Genomic DNA, 21719 nt, shown 5'->3' with positions numbered 1-21719 from the left:
CTATGACCGCTTGTGGGAAGTTGGAATGAAGCGCCGCAGCGCGCCGAGTTTCGATCCGGCATTCGCGTGCGCCGCGCCGCCGAGCCGGTCGATCAACGGTTCGAGCGCGCGCACGTACGGGTCGCGCGGCGCGGCGTCGGACAGCAACTGGCCTTGATTGACGGTCTGACCGAGCACGATGCGCCGGTCGGGCAGTGTCGCGAGCAACGCGATGTCGAGGCGCTGCGCGATCTGCGCGGGCGTGAGGCCGAGCGCGGCTTCGTGCTTGTTGACGATCAGCCGCAGCTTCGTGGTATCGACGCCGTGTTCGCGCAAGCCGTCGAGCATCTCGACGGCCGACACGATCGACGCGACGCCCTGGTCGCACAACAGCCAGATTTCGTCGGCGACCTGGACGACGTTGGCGATGAATTCGGAATTCGAGAAGCCGCCGAGATCGACGATCTGCTGGTCGAAGAATGCGCGCAGCCGGTTCAGCAATCCCACCGACGACGCATACGACACTTCGCGCATCGCGCTCAGGTTGGCGGGCAGCGAACTCAGCGCAAGGCCGCTTTCGTGGTGCGACAGCGCGGTATGCACGAAGGTCTGGTCGAAGCGGCGCACGTTGCGCACGGCTTCGACGAAATCGAATTCGCTGCGGGTGTTCAGCAGCAACGAGCCGTCGCCGGCGGGCAGACCGAGATCGAGCAGCGCGGCCTGACGGCCTTCGGCCGCGTCGCGCCGATGCAGCATCACCGCGAGATTCGCCGCCAGCGTGCTCACGCCCATGCCGATCCGCGCGCCGAGCAGCACCGTCAGATGGCCGTGACGGCTGACCGGCTCGACGAGGTTGTCGATCACCTGGCGGGTGATCCGCAACGCTTCTTCGGCCGGTGCGGAGAAGTCGATGAAATCGCGCACGCCCGCGCGCAACGCGGCGAGCGCGCTCTCCGGTTCCGTCACCGAACCCGTCGCTACGATCTGCAAGCCCGGATACGCCAGGCGCGCCGCACTCACCGCCGCGCTCGCGGCCGCCGCCCGTCCGCCCGAAAAATCGACGAACAGCAGCGCCGGATTCAGGATCTCGATCCGCTGGCGCAATTGCAGCGCGTCGAGCGTCACCGCTTCGACCGCGCCCGCACCGACCAGCGTTTGCCCCAGCCAACGCACATGGTCGTCGGTCAACGAGGCGAACACAAAAATGTCGGTGACGGCGGGTTCAGTCAATGATTGCGTTCTCGCGTTCATGTTGGACATCCCTTTGCAGCGCAAGCGACCGAAGCCGCCCGACGGCCGCACTCATGTACAGCGTCTACTTCGAAAAACCAGGCACCGCGTCGTGCGCCGCGGCACCGCCCAGCAACGAGCGCCAGACCGGCCCGTTACGCTGTTCGGACTGCTCGCCCGGCGTGGCCGGCAGCGCCGCGCCCTTCTTCAGCGGCGACACCAGATGCGGTGTGACGATGATCACCAGTTCCTTCTCGTTCTGCTGATAGCTCAACTGCTTGAAAAACGTGCCGATGATCGGCAGATCGCCGAGCAAAGGCACTTTCGACACGTTCGACATCGTTTCGCGATCGATCAAACCGCCGATCACGAAGCTCTCGCCGTCACCGAGTTCGACGGTGGTATCGGCGCGACGCGTGGTGATGGCCGGCACCGACACGCCGCTGACCGTCACGGCGTTGGTGAAATCGAGCTGGCTCGCTTCGGGCGCGACCTTCAGCGCGATCCGGTCCGGACTCAGCACGGTCGGCGTCAAGGTCAGACCCACGCCGTACGGCTTGTAATCGATCGACGTCGAGCCGAGACCTTGCGGCGCGGGCACAGGAATCTCGCCGCCCGCGAGGAAGCTGGCGCTTTGTCCCGACAGCGCGACCAGCGTCGGTTCGGCCAGCACGCGCGCGAGGTTGTTGCTTTCCAGCAGGCTCAGATCCGCGAAGATCCCGTGCGTCGCCGAGCTGAACACGAGATTGAACGCCGACGACAACGGCGACGCGAGCGCCGGACCGATCGTCGTCGACGTGGTCGGATCGATCCGCGTCGCCGGCAACGTCACCGACGTCGACTGGTTCGGCCCGAAGCCGCCGAACGAAAAACCGTTGTTCTGGCGAAAGAAGTTGAAGCCCGCCTGCTTCAGCACCGAACGGCTGAACTCGACGACCCGCACATCGACCTGCACCACCGAGCGCGTCGCGATCGTCGAGGTATCGACGCCGTTGCCTTTCGCGCCGACCGCGTCCTCCGCCACCGCGACCGCCCGCTGATGCGCCTGCATCGTGCTGGCCGTGCCCGCGATCAACGCGGTCTTGCCGGTCACATCGACGCTCGGCGTATCCGGTCCCAGCAACGCGCGCGCGGCCGCAGGGACGACGCGCACCGTGTACGAAACCGGCGCATCGCGATTGCGCTCCCACAGCATCAGGCTGGTGGTGCCGGGCGCCTTGCCGATCAGCAGCACGCCGCCGCGCCGGTCGGTGCCACGCTCACTTCGCTCGCCGCGAATGATCAGCACGTCGGCCACGCCCGGATCGCCGATCGCCACCCGTTGCCATTGATGACCGCCGGCCAGCGGCTGCTGCGCACCGACCGTCAGTTCGATGGTCTGCGGCGCGGCGGCATCGCGCGATTGCAGCGTGTCGCGCGCGGCGCCCTGAGTGCTGCTCGACGTATTACGGGCCGGGCTGTTCGCGCCCGCCGCGTCGCTCGACGGTGCATTCAGGCCCAGGCCGAGGCCGGCGCCGATCGCAAACGCGACCGGCAGCCATTCGTGCAATCGTGCGGTCCATCCCAACGTGCTAATGCGTTTTCTTGTCATGTTCTATCGGACGCGTACGAACCGCCCATTCCCTGAAACCGCTACCAGGCGACCGTCTCGGCTCGCCCGCCCCGTATCACTTCGATGCCCGCGTCGCGTCCGTTCGCCCCGTGCGATCCGCTCTCGCCGCTGCCCGACGCCATCAGCCGAAGCTGCGATGCCATGCCCGCCGGCACCGGCGGCAACGGTGCGATCCGGTTCGCCGACGCGCTACCGCCATTGCCGTTACCAGCGTTGCCCGACAGTTCGTCGAGCGCAATCCCGGCGGCGGCCCGCGTCGAGCCGTCGGGATGCACGGGAGTCGTGCCGGGGATCGTCTGCGCGACGCCTTGCGTCGTTCCTTGCGTCGTTCCTTGCGTATGTCCTTGCGTGAGTCCTTGTGTGCTTTGCGCGACGGTCTGCAGCGTGCCTCGCGTGCCTTTTTCCGGAACGGCGACGGGCGCGGACACGGCTGGCACCACACCGCGCGCCACCGTCTTCAGCACGCCGGGCGTCGGCGCAAATGCGCTCGCGTCGAGCACGTCGTCGTCGCGCGGATTGCGCAACGCAAAGGTCAACCGGCCCGACGCTTCGGCCAGCGTCAGGCGATCGACGTCGCCCAGCGGCACGGCCAGCACCGCAGTGCGGGTCAGGCCGCTCGGATCGCTCTGTCGCGTGTTGCCCGCCGTCACGTTGCCGAATGCCAGCACACGCACTTTCGACAGCAACAGACGCGTCTGGCTGCGATCGATCTCGCCGCTCGAACCACCGCCGGAGTCGCGCCGCAACGTGAAAAACACATCGACGAAATTGCCGGGACGCAGCCGGTTGCCCACCGCGTTGCCTTCATCGACATGCACGGCCAACGCGCGCTCGCCAGGCTGGATGCCTTCCGCGAGACCCGACGACAACTGCGATTCGAGCACCGGCGCATCGGCGCCGACTTCGACCACCGGCACACGGCCGGTCAGCGTGGCGGGATCGCTGAATGCGCCATTCGGGTTGATCGGCAGCGACTGCACGCGCAGTGCATCGGCCTCGATCGGCTGGCCGGGCGCAAGCGGACGCGTCGCGACCACCACCGGGTAGCTGACCGGAACTGCGCTTGCGGACGGTGCGACAACCGGACGTCGCGCCAGCATCCACGCAAAGATGCCGAGCAGCAGCGCCAGTCCGATCAGAAGGCCTGCGGCAATCCTCGTCAGGTTCGGCATGATTCAGTCAACGAAATCGCTAGAGCGGTTAAGCGGGATTGCAGATTGCCCGTATCGGGGCAGCGTCGCACCTGATAATGCTAAGGATGGCGAATCAGGTACATAAGATGGGTTACGGCAAATTCGTGCACAGACCTGAGAGAACACAGGGATGACCCTCACAACATGTTCTGTGGATTCAACTGCACGGTCGCACTGCTGACGATCCAGTCGGGCATCGTGTACGTGAGGATCGGCAACGCGGGCAGCAGCGGATCGCTGCTGTAGTGATACTTCAGCGTGACGCTGACGCACTCGAGCGTCGGGTCGTACGTACAGCCGCCAGCCGCTGTCTGCGTGTTGCACGTGATGGTCTTGCCCGTGAAGGTTGCGAGCGCCGCGGTGGCCGCCGTGCATGCCGCGCTCTGACGCAACGTCAACGACGTGGCGATGGTGCTTGCCTGCTTCCAGTTCAGTGCGGCGCGCGCGCCCTCTTCGGCGGCCATCGTCATGTTCTGCTTGAGCACGAAGATCAGGCTGAACGACACGAGGCCGTACATCAGCACGAAGAACAGCGGGAAGATCATCGCGAATTCGACTGCGCTCGATCCGCGCGAGGTCCGGCGCGACGGTTTCGAATCGCGCGACGCACGCGAGCCTGTCGACAACCTGGGGCGCTTCGGCGCAATCGGGCGGTCGGTGGCGGCGTTCATCGCGCGAGTCCCGCGAACGGTTGCAGCAGCAGCCACGCGGCGGCCGGCACGGTCAGACACGCGGCGTACGGTGTCGCACGACGCTCGCCGAACGCGAAAGTCGGTGCGCGGCGGCCGAGCGTCGCGAGTGGCGTGCGGGTCGCGATCAGCAGCGCCGCAGCATGAATCCCGCCAATCAGGCTTGCCGCCACCCATAAGCCGAGCAATGCATGAATACCGCACCATGCGCCGAGTACCGCGAATATCTTGACGTCCGCCGCGCCCATTACACCGAGCGCATAGAACGGCAACAAAACCGCGAAACCGACCGCCATGCCGAGCAGTGCCTGAAATGAATGGACGCCGAAAGGATTATGTTGGGCAAATGCGCAAACAAATGCCGCGACCAGACCGGCCGCGGCAAGCAGATTGGGTATACGACGATTGCGGCAATCACAAACGGCAACCGCGACAGCCCACACGATAAACACGACGCCGCTAATCGACAGGCTCATTTTTAAACCCGACAGGCAGAATTAAACACGTGAATCGCTTTCGGCGATTCACGTGAAATTGCTTATTGACAGCATTCTTACCTGACTGGATTAACCGGTCGTCTTGGTGCCGGTTGCGCCGGTGATCGAGTTGCCGATCGAAGTGAACGCGTTGGAAATATCGGTACCCAGCGTCGATGCGGCACCCGCAATTGCGACAGCGATAAGACCTGCGATCAACCCGTACTCGATCGCGGTTACGCCCTTGTTTTCTCTCAGGAAACGTGTGATGAAGCTTTTCATTTTTTGGCCCTCGGAACAGCATTGAATATAGATACGCAAGCTGGGTTACTGCCGGACCCGGTCGGTGCGAAGGCTCGATGTACTCTCATCCATCAAGCCGGGTGTTCTGCACTGCCGAACCCTGACGTCACAGCTGGCTTAAATAAGCAACAGGCATGGGTGTGTCTGTTCGATATCGCACCTCCCTTGTGAAACTTCGATGCGTAACGGATTTATATCCCAACAATTCATGTTAAGCAAACGTTCCGGATATTGCCTGTTGTTTTGGAAACAACGTTTGTCTAGACAGAGTAACGGCATTAGGTACGGTCGCCCACATAGGATTAACCATGAGTTAGACGTGGTGCACTAACTACCGGGGTCGTTGAACTCTGCTTCTGTTCGAATCGAAACTCCTGTTTCAAGCAAATTAAATCGATCGTGCGTTACGCCGCACGTCGTAACGCGTCGCCCGTCCCGTTACGTTACGCACCTCGCACTTCGACCTTGAATCAAGTCGCTTTATCTGCTTGTCCGCGTTTTCGCGTTTCAGGCCGTTATCGCGCAAACACCGACGCCATAAGGCCGGCGACGCCATCCGGATTAATTGTGTGGGCCTGGAATTGCAATTGGCATAGCTGTTGCAGAGATAGGTTCGCGGCACTAACCAAAACACACGAATTTCCGAGGGCGCCATGACCATTCAAACGACCAGCTACGGTTTCCGGACCACGATGATTGCCGCGACGGTGGCAACCCTTCTTTCACTGAGCGCATGCGGCGGCTCGGGTTCGCTGAGCCAGGGCACGGGCAGCACCGGGAGTGGCAGCGACGGCGCCCTGACCACTGCCGGCGGAACCGGCTCGATGGGCTCGAACGGCACGGGCTCCGCCAGCGGTTCGGGCAGCGGCTCAGGCACAGGCAGCACCGACACCGGCGGCACCACGACGACCGCCACCGCCAACGCGCTCGGCGCCGTGACGGCCAACACCGGCGGCGTGATCAGCGATACCGGCACGACCGTTTCGACGATCGGCTCGACCATCGGCTCGACGTCGCTGCCGGGCGTCAGCTCGCAAACCACCGAAGCCACCGGCAAAGTCGTATCGGATCTCGGCGCGGCCGTCACGACGCTCGGCAACGGCGTCGCGCAAGGTCTCGGCCAACTCGGCGCATCGACCAATCCGGTCGGCACGACGGTATCGAGCGTCGGCGGCGTCGTCACGCAGGTCGGCAACGCCGTGACGGACACTGGCGCGGTGGTATCGAGCCTCGGCAGCGGCGCACTCGCCCCGCTGTCGCCGATCACATCGCCGCTCGGCAACGTGGTCAGCACGCTCGGCGGCGCGCTCGCGAACGGCGGCGGTACGCTGACCACCGCACTCTCGACCGGTCCGGTCCAACAGATCACGCAGACGCTCAGCACCGCCATCACGCCGATCACATCGACGGTCGCATCGACCACGCAGACCATCGGCAACACGACCGGTCTCGGCACGCCGGTCGCCGGTCTGCTCGGCACGCTCGGCGGCGGTCTGGGCACGGTCGGCGGCAAGCTCGCGTCGGTCGGCGGCAATCCGCTGACGGCCGGCCTCGGCACCATCGTCACCGATACCGGCAAGACCGTGACCTCGGTGGGCGGCCTCGTCACCGGCGGCACCTCGACTAATCCGCTGTCGCCGCTGACCAGCGCGTTGAGCAGCCTGTCCGGCGTCACCGGCGGCGGCCTGAGTGGCGGCAGCAGCCCGCTCGCGCCGGTCACCAGTCTCCTCACCACCGTCACCAGCACGTTGAGCACGGCAACCGGCGGATCGAAGAGCCCGCTCGCGCCCGTCACCGGCCTCACCTCGACGTTGACCAGCGCATTGAGCAGCACGGCCGGCAGCGGCAGCGGCGCGGCGGGCGCACTGGCACCGGTCACCGGTCTGCTCGCCAGCGTGACGGGCACGCTCGGCAGCGCAACCGCCGCGACCACGGCCAGCACGAGCACCACGACCAGCAGCACCGGAACCGGCCTGTCGTCGACCAGCGGCACGGCATCGGGCGCGGCGGGCGGCTTGCTGTCGCCGGTGACGTCACTGGTGGGCGGACTGCTCGGCGGCATCGCGAAGAAATAAACAATCGGAAATCGACGGCAATCAGTTAATCGACGTCGATTAAAGACATTAATAACAAGCATTCGAAAGCCGGTATTAAGGCTTTCATCAACCAGACCGATATCCAGAAAGAGATCGAGGAGCACACGATGACGATCAGCGCGCGTTTTTTTATTCCCGCTGCGGCAAGCGCAACAGTTTCGTCGCTGCGCGCGCCGCTCACGGCGATCGGGCTCGCGTGCCTGCTCGCAGCGTGTGGCGGCGGTGGTGTCACCGCGCCGCCGACCGCTTCAGGCAGCGGCAGCGGTAGCACCGGAACGGGTTCGACGGGCAGCGGCACGACCACCACCACATCGGGCACATCCGGCGTCGTGACGACGGCGGCGCAAACCGCCAAGGATCTCGGCAGCACGATCGCCGCGCAAACCATTCCCGGCGTGAGCCCGCAAGTCACGCAAGGGCTCGGCGACGCGGTATCGGGCACCAGCGGCACGCTGACGACGCTCGCCGACGCGGTCAGCACCGGCCTTGGCCAAACCGGCTCCACGGCGAATCCGGTCGGCACCACGGTCGCGGGATTGGGACCGGTCGTCACGTCGACGAGCGGCATCGTCAAGGGCGTCAGCACGGCTGTCGGCGGACTCGGCATGGGCAACCTCGCGCCGCTCTCGCCGGTCACGACGCCGTTGACGAGCGTGCTCGACGCGGCGGCCAACACGTTACAGGCGGGCGGCGGTTCGCTCGGCACGGCGTTGTCGTCGGCGCCGGTCCAGCAGATCACGCAGCCGTTGAGCACGGCGATCACGCCGATCGTCGCGACCGCCGGTCAGGTCACGCAGACCGTCGGCACGACGAGCGGGCTGGCCACGCCGGTCTCGGGCGCGCTCGCGCAGCTAGGCGGCGCGCTGAGTTCGGCGGGCGGCATGGTCGGCTCGGCGACGCAGAATGCAATCGGTTCGGACGTGGGCACGTTGATCGGCTCGCTCGGCAACACCGTGACCAACGCCGGCGGTCTGGTGAACCCGTACGGCGCGAACGGCGCCGCGCCGATTCCCGGTCTGATCACGAGTCTGGTCGGCAGCACGGCGACGCCGGTGCTGGCCGGCACCGGTGCCGCACCGAATCCGCTCGGACCGCTGACCGGCGTGCTCGCGAGTCTCGGGCTCGGCAGCAATCCGCTCGGCTCGGTCAACACGCTGCTGGGCGGCACGCCGCTGGCGGGTTTGACGTCGATTGCGAGCGGCACGCCGCTCGGCTCGCTGACGTCGCTGACTTCGATTACGTCGCTGACGTCGATCACGTCGCTGACCTCGATCACGTCGGGCGCGAGCGGGTCGTCCGGTAGCGCCGCAAGCGGCGCACTGCTGTCGCCGGTCACGACGCTGGTCGGCGATCTGACGGGCACGCTCGGCACCGCAACCGGATCGTCGTCATCGGGTTCGGGATCGGGATCGGGTTCGGCAACGGGCGGTGTGTCGTCGCTGCTCGGCGGCCTGCTCGCGGCTCGCAAGTAATGAGCAAGTAGCAAGTAGCAACGGGCAACGCAATGCAGTTCGCAGTACCACGTGTTCCGCACGCAACGAAATCGATCGCGTTGCACGCGGAACACGTGACGCATCAAATCGGCGCATGGCAACATGCGACCAGACACACATATAAGCGATCGTGACCAGACCGGCATCGGCGGCGCGTTTGCATGAGAGAAGGCATTACGAGGGCAGTCGATGAAATCCAGACAATGGACACTCCTGCTTGCGGCTATCGCAGCGGGCGCAGTGCACGCACAGTCACGCCCCCCGCCGGGCGGCAATCCCGTGGGCGGCAATCCGCTGGATTCGATCCCGCAAATCAAGGCGCCCGACAAAGGCCCCAACGTGACGCTGAACGTCGCGCCACAGGCGGCACCGCTTCAGGCTCTCCTCGCCCGTCACATCACGCCGTCGAAGGTGCAGATCGAAGGCGTCAAATCGATTCCCTTCGATGAAGTCGCCTCGCGTTTCACACCGCTCGTCGGCAAAGATACGACCATCGGCGATCTGATCGAGGTCGCCAACGGCGTCACCCGGCTCTATCAATCGCGCGGCTACGCGTTGTCGTTCGCGTTCGTGCCCGCGCAAAGCTTCGACGGCGGCGTGGTGCGCGTCACCGTGGTCGAAGGCTATGTATCGGCGGTTAAGGTGACGGGCAAGACCGGCGCGCTCGAAGACAAGATCCGCGCGATCGCCGATCACATCACCGCCGACCGCCCATTACGACGCGAGACGTTCGAACGCTATATCAACGTGCTCGGTCTGCTGCCGGGCGTGAAGGTCGCCGCGAACGTCGCGCCGCCGACCAATACCGATGGCGCGACCACGCTCGAACTGAACGTGGATCGCAAACCGTTCGACGTCAGTACCGGCATCGACTTCAATCATCCGGGCGTGCAAGGCTTGCTGACCGTCACCGAGAACGGCCTGACGAAGTTCGGCGAACAGCTGAGCGTGTCGGCGCTGCTGCCCAAAGGCCGCGACAACGTCACGTATCTGGCCGCGCACGCCGCCGTGCCGATCGGCACCAACGGCATCACCGCGAAGATCGACGCGACGCACTATCGCGGCAACCCGACCGACAATCCCGGCTTGCCCGGCTTTGTCGAACGCACGGTGATCAACGACCGGATCGGCGGCTCGCTGTCGTATCCGCTGTTGCTGAGCAATACGCGCAGCTTGACCGGCACGGCGTCGGTGTATGCGTCGCATGACGAAGACCGCTATCACAACACTGTCAACGGTGCGCAGATCGGGCTGCGTTCGCAGGTTCGCGTGATGCAGTTGCAAGCCGATTACGCGGACGTGCAAACCGGTCAGGTGCGCAAGGCGAGCGTGAATGTCGCGAAGGCGTTCGACATCCTCGGCGCGTCGAAAGCGGGCGACTCGAACATTCCCGGCGTGATCCAGACCAACCCGGCGTCGATCACGTTCGTGCGCACCGGCGGCAGTTTCTCGCAGACCAACGAGTGGCCGTTGAAGATCGGCACAGCGGTGTCGCTGACGGGCCAGTACAGCCCGAGTTCGCTGCCGACCTCCGAGCAGATTTCGTTCGGCGCGCAGCGTTTCGCGCTCGGCTATCAACCGGGCGAAGCGTCCGGCGATTCCGGCTGGGGCGCGAGCGTCGAAGTCAATCGCGCGTTCGCGCTGGGCTTCACGTATCTGCGCACGATCACGCCGTATGTGTCGTTCGACATGGCGCGCGTGTATCTGCATTCCGGCACGCCGGCGCCGTCGAAGCTGTCGTCGGTGGCGTTCGGTTTTCGTATCTCCGATTCGAAGTACTACAGCCTCGATCTGTCGGTGGCGAAGCCGGTCGGCGATGCGCCGGTCGAAAGCGCATCGCGCAGTCCGCGCATCAACGCGACGTTCTCGTATCAACTGAACTGAGTTCGAAGCGGGTTGGATCGCGCTGGATCGGGCCGCTTGATGGCGGGCGGGAAGCCCGCGTGATGCCCTCTTCGCGCGATGCGCGTCGATGTGTCGCCGGGCACGCGTGCGATCGCTGATTAGAGTGTCCACTATCAAACGGACACGGCACTTTCACGTATTCTGCCTGGGTCCGATGGACGACCCGATGCGCCTGCATCGCGTCACGGCCGCCGTTGCCAGGCGGCCGTCATCACAATGTCGCGCGACCACGATCGTGACGACTTTCTCAAGGAGGAAGACAGATGCCCCACTTCACGCACCGCGCTGCAAGCCGCTCGAAACGTTCGTTGCGCCATGTCGCGCTGGCTGCCGCGCTGCTCGCGAGCGCCGTCACCGCGATGGCGCAAACCAGCACGCCGATCGGCACCTGGCAAACCATCGACGATCACACCGGCCAGCCGAAAGCGCTGGTTCAGATCAGCCAGGACGGCAGCGGTAATCTGAGCGGCAAGGTCATCAAGGGACTCGGTCCGAACGATCAGCCCGACCGTCGCTGCACCGCCTGCACCGACGCGCGCAAAGACCAGCCGATCCTCGGCATGACGATCATCGACGAGATGAAAAAGGATAGCGAAGGCTGGGATGGCGGCCGCATTCTCGATCCGGAAAACGGCAAGCTGTACAAGTGCAAGATGCACCTGGAAGACGGCGGCAACAAGCTGGTGGTGCGCGGGTATATCGGCGTGGCGCTGCTCGGCCGGTCGCAGACGTGGGTTCGCCAGCAGTAAGCATCCACAATAAAAAACCGGCCGACGATTTACTCGTACGGCCGGTTTGTTTTGAGCGACGCGTCGCTCAGCGGGCGGACACCATCACGCCGCGTGTTTGAACGGATTGTTATACGTGAACGGCGGCGGCAGCGTCGGTTTGACCGGTGTGCGTCCGTAAGTGGGCCGCGGCGGCGGGGTGTCGGACGCGCCTTCGGCTTTTTCGTCGACGCTGGGATGCGAGCGCATTCGCGCCTCCATCAATGCGCACAATGCCGCGCTATCTTCGCCGAACAACTGGTCCACCACCCGACGCAACACCCCCGATTCATACCAGGCCTTGAAGCGGCGATGACACGTTTGATACGACGGGTATTTGCGGGGCATGGCGGACCACGTCGCGCCGCTGTACATCACCCACAGTACGCCGTTGAGCACCGAGCGCGTATTCGCGAGCGGCCGGCCACGCAACTCCGAACGCGGTCGCAGTTCAGGAAGCAGCGCCGACACGCGTTGCCATTCTTCGTCGTTGATATCACGATACGGGGTCATTAACTTCTCCTTTGACAGAACCGTGAGGAGAAGATAAAGGCTCACCAAAAGCCGGAATATAAGACCAGTCCGAATCCTGAAATTGTGCTTGAGGCCCCGCCGTATCGGGTGCGGCGTGCGCGACTTATCGCAAAAGGACTTTCGCGAACACGCCCGGACAGGCACAGGGCGCGCTCAGGTCAACGACGTATCGACGATCCGGCGCGGCGTATCCAGATATTCCTTCGACTGCATTTCGACGATCCGCGACACCGTCCGCGTGAATTCGTTGGCCATTGGACCGTCGATATACAGTTCTTCCGGCGGCACCGCGGCCGACATCAGCAGCTTGACCTTGTGGTCGTAGAACACGTCGATCAGCCACGTGAAGCGGCGCGCCTCCGACTGCATGCGCGGCGTCATCTGCGGCACGTCCGACAGCACCACCGCGTGGAAACGGCTCGCCAGTTCGAGGTAATCGTTTTGCGAGCGCGGACCGCCGCACAGCGTCGCGAAGTCGAACCAGACCACGCCGTCGGCCTTGCGCAACGCCTTCAGTTCGCGCTTCTCGATATGCAGCAGCGGACTCTCGTCGGGCACGGCGGCCAGACGGCCGAACGCGTCGCGCAGGGACTTGTCGGCGGCGGCGCCGAGCGGCGTGTGATAGACCTCGACCTGCGCCAGCGTGCGCTGCCGGTAATCGATACCGGCATCGACGTTCACCACGTCGAGCTTGCTCTTGAGCAGTTCGATGGCGGGCAGCATCCGGTCGCGATGCAAGCCGTCCGGATACAGCGTGTCGGGCGCGTAGTTGGACGTCATCACGAACTGCACGCCGTTCTCGAACAGCTTGTCGAGCAGACGGTAAAGAATCATCGCGTCCGCGATATCGGACACGTGGAATTCGTCGAAACAGATCATCCGATAACGCTTCGCGATACGTCGCGCGAGTTCGTCGAGCGGATCGGACTGGCCTTTCAGGTCTTCCAGTTCACGATGCACTTCGCGCATGAACTCGTGAAAGTGCAGACGCGTCTTGCGATGCAACGGCACCACCGTGAAAAAGCTGTCCATCAGGAAGCTCTTGCCACGCCCCACGCCGCCCCACATGTAGACGCCGCGCGGCAGGTCCGGGCGGATCAGCAGTTTCTTGAACGCATTCGAGCGGCGCGACTTGTATTCGGTCCACTCTTCGAAACACTGCTGCAGACGATCGACCGCCGCGCGTTGCGCCGGGTCCGATGTGTAGCCGCGCGTCTGCAGCTCTTTTTCGTAGTATTCGGTGACGTTCATCTTGGGTACGGCCTGCGGTAAAGCGTGGGTACGACAAATGAAGAAGGCGGGAGGGATTCACCCCGCCCGCCTTCGGTCTGTGATGCGAATGCGGTCCGAAGACCGCAGGCATTACATGTTCAGCGCGCGCTTGTCGACAGCCAGCGCAGCTTCACGCATCACTTCCGACAACGACGGGTGCGGATGGCAAATGCGGCCGAGGTCTTCCGACGCAGCCTTGAATTCCATCGCCACCACGGCTTCCGCGATCAGGTCCGATGCGTTTGCCGAGATGATGTGCACGCCGAGCAGTTCGTCGGTCTTCGCGTCGGCGATCATCTTGACGAAACCGTCCGCCTTATTGATGCCCAACGCGCGGCCGTTCGCCATGAACGGGAACTGGCCCGTCTTGATCTCGCGGCCTTCGGCCTTCAGCGCCTGTTCCGTCTTGCCGACCCACGCGATTTCCGGTTCGGTGTAGATCACCCACGGAACGCAGTTGTAGTCGATGTGCGGCTTCTGGCCGTCGATGATTTCGGCGACCAGCACGCCTTCGTCTTCGGCCTTGTGCGCGAGCATCGGGCCACGCACCACGTCGCCGATCGCGTACACGTTCGGCACCGACGTCGCGCAATGGTCGTCGACGTCGATGAAGCCGCGTTCGTTCGCCTTCAGGCCGATCGCTTCGAGGCCGAGGTTGTCGGTGTTCGGCACGCGGCCGATCGACACGATCAGGCGGTCCGCGTCCAGCGTCTGCGCGTTGCCGTCCTTGTCCGTGTACGCAATCGACACGCTGCTGTCGGTCGTCTTGATCTCGCCGACCTTCACGCCGACGTGGATGTCCAGACCCTGCTTCTTGAACTGCTTGGCCGCTTCTTTCGCCAGCGACACGTCAGCCGCGCCGAGAAATTCCGGCAGCGCTTCGAGCACGGTCACGTCCGCGCCCAGACGACGCCACACCGAACCGAGTTCCAGACCGATCACGCCCGCGCCGATCACGGCGAGCTTCTTCGGCACGGAGTCGAACGTCAGTGCGCCTTCGTTGTCGGCGACGATCTTGTTGTCGACCGGGATGTTCGGCAGATGACGCGCCTTCGAACCCGTCGCGATGATCACGTTTTTCGCGGTGACGACTTCGGCTTCGCCTTCGCCCGACACTTCGATCTGCACGCCTGCGTCGGTCTTGCCGGCAAACTTGCCGTGACCCTTGAGCCACGTGATCTTGTTCTTGCGGAACAGGAATTCGATACCCTTGGTCATCTTCTCGACGATGCTTTCCTTGCGGGCCAGCATCTTCGCGATATCGACCTTGACGTTTTCCACGGAAATGCCGTGGTCGGCCAGGTGATGCGACGCGTTTTCGAATTCTTCCGACGACGCCAGCAGCGCCTTCGACGGGATGCAACCGACGTTCAGGCACGTGCCGCCGAGCTTCAATGTGCCGGCCGGGTTCTTCCACTTCTCGATACACGCAACCGTCTTGCCGAGTTGCGCAGCGCGGATAGCCGCGATATAGCCGCCGGGACCGGCACCGATCACGACGACGTCAAATTCCTTGGACATGAGAATCCTTTCGATGACAGAACGGCGCGCGGCCATGCTTCATGGTGCGCGCCGTCCGGTTCAAACAGTTGCTGTGCCACCTAGATGGTGGCAAGTACGTTGAATTACAGGTCGAGCAGCAGACGAGCCGGGTCTTCCAGCGCATCCTTCATCGCGACCAGCGACAGCACCGCTTCGCGGCCGTCGATGATACGGTGGTCGTACGACATCGCGAGGTAGTTCATCGGGCGGATCACGATCTGGCCGTTTTCGACGACCGCACGTTCCTTGGTGGCGTGCACGCCCAGGATTGCGGATTGCGGCGGGTTGATGATCGGCGTCGACAGCATCGAACCGAACACACCACCGTTCGAGATCGAGAACGTGCCGCCCGTCATTTCTTCGATCGACAGCTTGCCGTCCTTGGCCTTCTGGCCGAATTCGGCAATCTTCTTCTCGATGTCCGCGAGGCTCATCTGGTCGGCGTTACGCAGGATCGGCACCACCAGACCGCGCGGCGAACCGACTGCGATACCGATGTCGAAGTAGCCGTGATAGACGATGTCGTTACCGTCGATCGATGCGTTGACCAGCGGGTACTTCTTCAGCGCGTGAACGGCCGCCTTCACGAAGAACGACATGAAGCCCAGCTTCACGCCATGTTCCTTCTCGAACTTGTCCTTGTACTTGCTGCGCAGATCCATCACCGGCGCCATGTTCACTTCGTTGAACGTGGTCAGGATGGCGTTGGTTTGCTGCGATTCCAGCAGACGCTCGGCGATACGTGCGCGCAGACGCGACATCGGCACGCGCTGTTCCGGGCGGTCCTTCAGCCACTGGTCGGCGGAAGTCGGGGCCTTGACGTCCGGCAGCGACGGCTTGGCAGCCTTCGGTGCGGCGGCCGGTGCCGGTGCCTTGGCGGCCGGAGCGGCAGGGGTCGAGCCCGCTGCGCCCAGCACGTCCTGCTTCGTGATGCGGCCGTCGCGGCCCGTGCCTGCGACGTCCGACGACGACAGATTCTGTTCAGCCATCAGCTTCGTGGCGGCCGGCGACGACGCCGTGGACGCGCCAGCGGCAGCCGTTGCGGCTGCGGGCGCCGGTGCTGCGACCGGTGCGGGCTTGACTTCGGCTTCGACGGCGGCTTCGCCGGCCTTGCCTTCGGTGTCGATCTTTGCGATCACCTGATCGGCCACGACGGTGTCGCCGTCGTTGCAGATGACTTGTGCGAGCACGCCGGCCGACGGGGCCGGGACTTCCAGCACGACCTTATCGGTCTCGATTTCGATGAGGATTTCGTCTTGCGCGACAGCCTCGCCGGGCTTCTTCTTCCACTGCAGCATCGTGGCTTCCGAAACCGACTCCGAAAGCTGGGGAACCTTGACTTCTACAATAGCCATTGTGATTTTCCTGAAACGTATCTGGTGACAACGAACCGTCTGCGGACCGTGCATGAACCTTTCAAACGCGGTACGGGAAAGCGCATGCGCTTTCCCGGTTCGGTTCTATGGGTTATTTAGCGATCGATGCGCTCTTCAGACGGCCGAATGCCCCTTCGATCAGCGCCTTCTGCTGCTCGTAGTGCTTCGCGTAGTAGCCGACAGCCGGCGATGCGGAAGCCGGACGGCCGCTGTACGCGAGCTTCTGGCCTTCCTTCATGCCTTCCTTCAGGTGGTGCTCGATGTAGAACCACGGGCCCTGATTTTGCGGCTCGTCCTGCACCCAGACCACTTCGGTCACGTTGTCGTACTTCTTGATTTCCGCTTCGAACTGCTTGTGCGCGAACGGATACAGCTGTTCGATACGCACGATCGCGACGTCGTTCGACTTCACTTCGCGGCGATGCGCCAACAGGTCGTAGTACACGCGACCCGAGCAGACGACCACGCGCTTGACCTTCTTCGCTTCGATCGTTTCGTCCACTTCGCCGATCACCGGCTGGAACGAACCCTTCGCCAGTTCCGACAGATCCGAAACCGCTTCCTTGTGACGCAGCAGCGACTTCGGCGTAGCGACGATCAGCGGCTTGCGGAACAGGCGGATCATCTGACGACGCAACAGATGGAAAATCTGCGCCGGCGTGGTGGGCTGAACGACCTGCATGTTGTGGTCTGCGCACAGTTGCAGGAAACGCTCGATACGTGCCGACGAGTGCTCCGGACCCTGACCTTCGTAGCCGTGCGGCAGCAGCATCGTGAGACCCGACACGCGGCCCCACTTCACTTCGCCCGACGAGATGAACTGGTCGATCACGACTTGCGCGCCGTTGACGAAGTCGCCGAACTGCGCTTCCCACGCGACGAACGTATTCGGTTCAGCGGTCGAGTAACCGTATTCGAAGCCCAGCACCGCTTCTTCCGACAGCACCGAGTCGATCACGTTGAACTTCGCCTGACCTTCGGCGATGTTCTGCAGCGGCACGTACGTGCCGTCGTTCCAGCGTTCGCGGTTCTGATCGTGCAGCACCGCGTGACGGTGCGTGAACGTGCCGCGGCCCGAGTCCTGACCGGTCAGGCGCACTGCATAGCCCGACGCGACCAGCGACGCGAATGCCAGGTGTTCGCCCATGCCCCAGTCGAGCTTCGCTTCACCACGGCCCATCGCGCGACGGTCGTTGAGAACGCGCTCGACCAGCGGGTGAACCTTGAAGTTTTCCGGCACCGTGGTGACGCGCTCGGCGAGGCGCTTCAGTTCGGCGAGCGGCACGGCCGTGTCGGCTGCGTCGGTCCACTTGCGGTTCAGGAACGGAACCCAGTCCACCGCGTACTTGCTCTTGTAGTTCGACAGAACCGGGTCGACCGTGTGGTGACCTTCGTCCATCGCCTTGCGGTACGCCTTGACGAATTCGTCGCCTTCGGCTGCCGTGATCACGCCTTGCTGCACCAGCTTTTCAGCGTACAGCGCGCGCGTGCCCGGGTGCTTGGCGATCGTCTTGTACATCAGCGGCTGCGTGACAGCCGGCGTGTCCTGCTCGTTGTGACCCAGCTTGCGGAAACAGACGATGTCGACGACGACGTCCTTGTGGAACTGCATCCGGAAGTCGATAGCCAGCTGCGTCGCCAGAACGACGGCTTCGGGATCGTCACCGTTCACGTGCAGAACCGGCGCTTCGATCATCTTGACGACGTCCGAGCAGTACAACGTCGAGCGCGAGTCGCGCGGGTCGGACGTCGTGAAACCGATCTGGTTGTTGATGACGATGTGCAGCGTGCCGTGCGTGCCGTAACCGCGCGTTTGCGCGAGGTTCAGCGTTTCCATCACGACGCCCTGGCCTGCGAAGGCCGCGTCGCCGTGGATCTGCACCGGCAGAACCTGCACGCCGCTGTCGTCGCCGCGACGGTCCATCCGGGCCTTCGCCGAACCTTCGACCACCGGGTTCACGATTTCCAGGTGCGACGGGTTGAATGCGAGCGACAGGTGAACCGGGCCGCCTTCCGTCGACACGTCCGACGAGAAGCCCTTGTGGTACTTGACGTCGCCAGCCGGCAGGTCGTCGACGTGCTTGCCTTCGAATTCAGCGAAGAGGTCGGCCGGCATCTTGCCGAGCGTATTGACCAGCACGTTCAGACGGCCGCGGTGGGCCATGCCGATCACGATTTCCTGGACACCCTGCGCGCCGCCGTGACGGACCACTTCGTCCATCGACGCGATGAAGCTCTCGCCGCCTTCGAGCGAGAAGCGCTTCTGACCGACGTACTTGGTGTGCAGGAAGCGCTCGAGGCCTTCAGCAGCCGTCAGGCGATTCAGGATGTGCTTTTTCTTCTCGTTCGAGAAATTCGGCGTGGAACGGATCGATTCGAGCTTCTCTTTCCACCAGCGCTTCTGTTCCGGATCGCTGATGTACATGTACTCGGCGCCGATCGTGCCGCAGTACGTGTCGCGCAACGCCTTCACGATATCGCGCAGCGAAGCCTGTTCGAAACCGAAATACAGGTTGTTCGCGTTGAACGTCTGGTCCATATCGGCTTCATTGAAGTCGTAGAACGCAGGTTCAAGTTCGGGGATAGCGGGACGTTCGCGGCGCTTCAGGGGATCGAGGTTGGCCCATTGCGAGCCGAGGAACCGATATGCGCCAATCAGGGATTGCACGAAAACCTGCTTGCGTGCGGTAGTGAGATCTTCACCGCCGGCAGCCGTGCGCGGGATAAAGGCGTTCGCCTTGGCCCGTTGAGCAAACGATTCGACGATCGGGCCGTGGGCCACGTCGTTGGCAGCACTGCCATCCGATGCAGGGACGTTCTGCAACGCGTCGAAATAGCTACGCCAGTTCTCGGGCACTGACGCCGGATTATCGAGATACGTCTCGTACATTTCTTCTACGTACGGAGCGTTGCCGCCGAACAGATAAGAGTTCGACTGGAATTGCTTCATCATGTTTACGCTCACCTTTCTTCGAGTTTCTCGAGAAATAGCGGGTTGCTCAACCTTCCGCGACACGGCCTGACCGTTGGGCGGATTGCGCTAATCAAGTCTTGCTTGGAAGGACCTTAACTTGCATCAGCGGAAGCATATCACAGAATGGCCACTCCAGATAGCTGACCAATCGTCGCAAACGCCCGTCGCAGCTAGCTTTCAAGGCCATTTCGAGATGCGATTCGCGATCGTTTTGCGTCCTGAAATAGCCTTTTGTGCGCGTCCGGATGCAAAGTCTGCACAGGATTACGGCGCGATTCCGACGGACCTGAGCCCGATTGACGCAAAAATGCAAAAAAGCCGCCCGAGGGCGGCTTTCTTTCCATTTCCGAAGAGCCGCATGATGCGGCTTCTTGCGAAACACGGCTTGACGCTTAGTCCACCGCGCCCTTACGGCTGGCGCTGCGACGCTCGTGTTCCTTCAGGTAACGCTTGCGCAGACGGATGGACTGCGGCGTCACTTCGACGAGTTCGTCGTCGTCGATGAATTCGACTGCGTATTCCAGCGACATCTGGATCGGCGGCACCAGGCGCACGGCTTCGTCGGTACCCGACGAACGCACGTTGGTCAGCTGCTTGCCCTTGATCGGGTTCACGACGAGGTCGTTGTCACGGCTGTGAATACCGATGATCATGCCTTCGTACAGCGGCTCACCCGGCGACACGAACATGCGACCGCGATCCTGCAGCTTCCACAGCGCGTACGCAACCGCCGCGCCGTCGTCCTGCGAGATCAGCACGCCGTTACGACGCTCGCCCACCGCGCCTTCACGAACCGGCTGATACGAGTCGAACGTGTGGCTCATCAGGCCCGTGCCGCGCGTCAGCGTCAGGAATTCCGACTGGAAGCCGATCAGGCCACGTGCCGAAATACGATATTCGAGGCGCGTACGGCCACGACCATCGGACGCCATGTCGAGCATTTCGCCCTTACGACGACCCAACTCTTCCATCACGCCGCCTTGATGGCCGTCTTCCATGTCGACCGTCAGGTTTTCGTACGGCTCGTGCTTCACGCCGTCGATTTCCTGCATCACCACGCGCGGACGCGACACGGCCAGTTCGTAGCCTTCGCGACGCATGTTTTCCACGAGAATGGTCAAGTGCAGCTCGCCGCGACCTGCCACTTCGAACGTGGTTTCGTCACCGGTTTCTTTCACGCGCAGCGCGACGTTGTGGTTCAGTTCCTTCATCAGACGATCGCGGATCTGGCGGCTCGTGACGAATTTGCCTTCCTTACCGGCCAGCGGCGACGAATTCACGAGGAAGTTCATCGTCAGCGTCGGTTCGTCGACGGTGATCATCGGCAGCGCTTCCGGGGTGTCCGGTGCGCAGATGGTCACACCAATGCCGATTTCTTCGATACCGTTGATCAGCACGATGTCGCCGGCTTCAGCCGAGTCGACCTGCACGCGCTCCAGACCCTTGAACGACAGAACCTGGTTGATCTTGCGGTTGAGGATCGCGCCGTCAGGGCCCGAACGCACGGCGACCGACATGCCCGGCTTGATCGTGCCGCGCGTGATACGGCCGACGCCGATACGACCGACGTACGACGAATAGTCCAGCGACGTGATCTGCAACTGCAACGGCGCTGCCGGATCGGCCGGGCGAACCGGAACGTGTTCGAGCACGGCTTCGAACAGCGGACGCATATCGCCTTCGCGAACGTCAGCCGTCAGGCCGGCGTAACCGTTCAGACCCGATGCGTAGACGATCGGGAAGTCGAGTTGTTCGTCGGTTGCACCGAGCTTGTCGAACAGATCGAACGTCTGGTTGATCACCCAGTCGATACGCGCACCCGGGCGGTCGACCTTGTTGATCACGACGATCGGACGCAGGCCGAGCGCCAGCGCCTTCTTCGTCACGAAACGCGTTTGCGGCATCGGACCTTCGACGGCATCGACCAGCAGCAGCACCGAGTCGACCATCGACAGCACGCGCTCCACTTCACCGCCGAAGTCGGCGTGGCCCGGCGTGTCGACGATGTTGATGTGCGTGCCTTCGTACTCGACCGCGCAATTCTTCGAAAGAATCGTGATGCCACGTTCCTTTTCGATGTCGTTCGAGTCCATCACGCGTTCGGCGATAGCCTGATTGTCGCGGAACGTAGCGGTCTGACGGAGAAGTTGGTCGACGAGCGTAGTCTTGCCGTGGTCGACGTGAGCAATGATGGCGATGTTGCGTAGGGCGCGGGTCATAGGAACCTGGAGACGGTTGAGTGCGCACCAGCTGCTCAGCGGACAAACCAGCGAACCAG

Annotated in this window: 15 protein-coding genes and 1 pseudogene; 4 read left to right on the top strand and 12 right to left on the bottom strand. The window is 63.2% G+C overall.

Features of this window, described 5'->3' with window-relative positions:
- From PW947_RS30090 to PW947_RS30065, 6 genes and pseudogenes are all read right to left on the bottom strand, one after another.
- On the bottom strand, positions 1–1230 hold the full coding sequence (locus PW947_RS30090; protein ID WP_299636384.1) for a fimbrial protein: 1230 nt from the start codon (positions 1228–1230) through the stop codon (positions 1–3).
- Positions 1231–1294: 64 nt separating this feature from the next.
- Positions 1295–2800: a type II and III secretion system protein family protein gene (locus PW947_RS30085; RefSeq protein ID WP_299636382.1), complete on the bottom strand. Its 1506-nt coding sequence runs from the start codon at positions 2798–2800 to the stop codon at positions 1295–1297.
- Positions 2801–3267: 467 nt separating this feature from the next.
- Positions 3268–3996: pseudogene (cpaB, locus tag PW947_RS31300) on the bottom strand (Flp pilus assembly protein CpaB); the annotation flags it as partial.
- A 155-nt stretch (positions 3997–4151) separates the two neighbouring features.
- On the bottom strand, positions 4152–4685 hold the full coding sequence (locus PW947_RS30075) for a TadE/TadG family type IV pilus assembly protein (protein WP_299636377.1): 534 nt from the start codon (positions 4683–4685) through the stop codon (positions 4152–4154).
- Entirely contained in the window at positions 4682–5179 is a 498-nt protein-coding gene (locus tag PW947_RS30070; RefSeq protein WP_299636376.1) for a prepilin peptidase, read from the bottom strand. Before PW947_RS30070 ends, PW947_RS30075 begins: the two co-directional genes overlap by 4 nt.
- A gap of 90 nt (positions 5180–5269) precedes the next feature.
- The gene (locus PW947_RS30065; RefSeq protein WP_299636374.1) at positions 5270–5461 is read right to left on the bottom strand and encodes a Flp family type IVb pilin; all 192 of its coding nucleotides are present in this window, start codon (positions 5459–5461) and stop codon (positions 5270–5272) included.
- Positions 5462–6135: 674 nt separating this feature from the next.
- Between PW947_RS30065 and PW947_RS30060 the strand changes: the two genes are divergently transcribed.
- From PW947_RS30060 to PW947_RS30045, 4 genes are all read left to right on the top strand, one after another.
- The gene (locus tag PW947_RS30060; protein WP_299636372.1) at positions 6136–7557 is read left to right on the top strand and encodes a collagen-like triple helix repeat-containing protein; all 1422 of its coding nucleotides are present in this window, start codon (positions 6136–6138) and stop codon (positions 7555–7557) included.
- Positions 7558–7685: 128 nt separating this feature from the next.
- Complete coding sequence (locus PW947_RS30055; protein WP_299636370.1) at positions 7686–9050, top strand: collagen-like triple helix repeat-containing protein; 1365 nt, start codon at positions 7686–7688, stop codon at positions 9048–9050.
- A gap of 210 nt (positions 9051–9260) precedes the next feature.
- On the top strand, positions 9261–10955 hold the full coding sequence (locus PW947_RS30050) for a POTRA domain-containing protein (RefSeq protein ID WP_299636369.1): 1695 nt from the start codon (positions 9261–9263) through the stop codon (positions 10953–10955).
- Between the two features lie 284 nt (positions 10956–11239).
- Complete coding sequence (locus tag PW947_RS30045) at positions 11240–11725, top strand: DUF2147 domain-containing protein (protein ID WP_299636368.1); 486 nt, start codon at positions 11240–11242, stop codon at positions 11723–11725.
- A gap of 84 nt (positions 11726–11809) precedes the next feature.
- On the opposite strand, the gene PW947_RS30040 is transcribed toward PW947_RS30045, so the two are convergent.
- The 6 genes from PW947_RS30040 to typA all read right to left on the bottom strand — a co-directional run bounded on the left by PW947_RS30040 (position 11810) and on the right by typA (position 21660).
- The gene (locus tag PW947_RS30040; RefSeq protein ID WP_299636367.1) at positions 11810–12256 is read right to left on the bottom strand and encodes a transposase; all 447 of its coding nucleotides are present in this window, start codon (positions 12254–12256) and stop codon (positions 11810–11812) included.
- A gap of 174 nt (positions 12257–12430) precedes the next feature.
- Complete coding sequence (gene zapE, locus PW947_RS30035) at positions 12431–13528, bottom strand: cell division protein ZapE (RefSeq protein WP_299636365.1); 1098 nt, start codon at positions 13526–13528, stop codon at positions 12431–12433.
- 111 nt (positions 13529–13639) lie between these two features.
- The gene (gene lpdA / locus PW947_RS30030; protein ID WP_299636363.1) at positions 13640–15070 is read right to left on the bottom strand and encodes a dihydrolipoyl dehydrogenase; all 1431 of its coding nucleotides are present in this window, start codon (positions 15068–15070) and stop codon (positions 13640–13642) included.
- 104 nt (positions 15071–15174) lie between these two features.
- On the bottom strand, positions 15175–16446 hold the full coding sequence (gene odhB / locus PW947_RS30025; RefSeq protein ID WP_299636361.1) for a 2-oxoglutarate dehydrogenase complex dihydrolipoyllysine-residue succinyltransferase: 1272 nt from the start codon (positions 16444–16446) through the stop codon (positions 15175–15177).
- A 112-nt stretch (positions 16447–16558) separates the two neighbouring features.
- A complete protein-coding gene (locus tag PW947_RS30020; protein ID WP_299636359.1) occupies positions 16559–19420 on the bottom strand; it encodes a 2-oxoglutarate dehydrogenase E1 component in 2862 nt (953 codons plus the stop codon).
- Positions 19421–19833: 413 nt separating this feature from the next.
- Positions 19834–21660, bottom strand: a complete 1827-nt coding sequence (gene typA / locus PW947_RS30015; RefSeq protein ID WP_299636357.1) for a translational GTPase TypA — start codon at positions 21658–21660, stop codon at positions 19834–19836.
- Positions 21661–21719 lie beyond the last annotated feature (59 nt).

This window comes from Paraburkholderia sp., assembly GCF_028283785.1.
In the GTDB taxonomy this organism is placed as follows: domain Bacteria; phylum Pseudomonadota; class Gammaproteobacteria; order Burkholderiales; family Burkholderiaceae; genus Paraburkholderia.
Note: the sequence above shows the minus strand (reverse complement) of the source record. Positions and strands in the feature narration are given on the sequence as shown.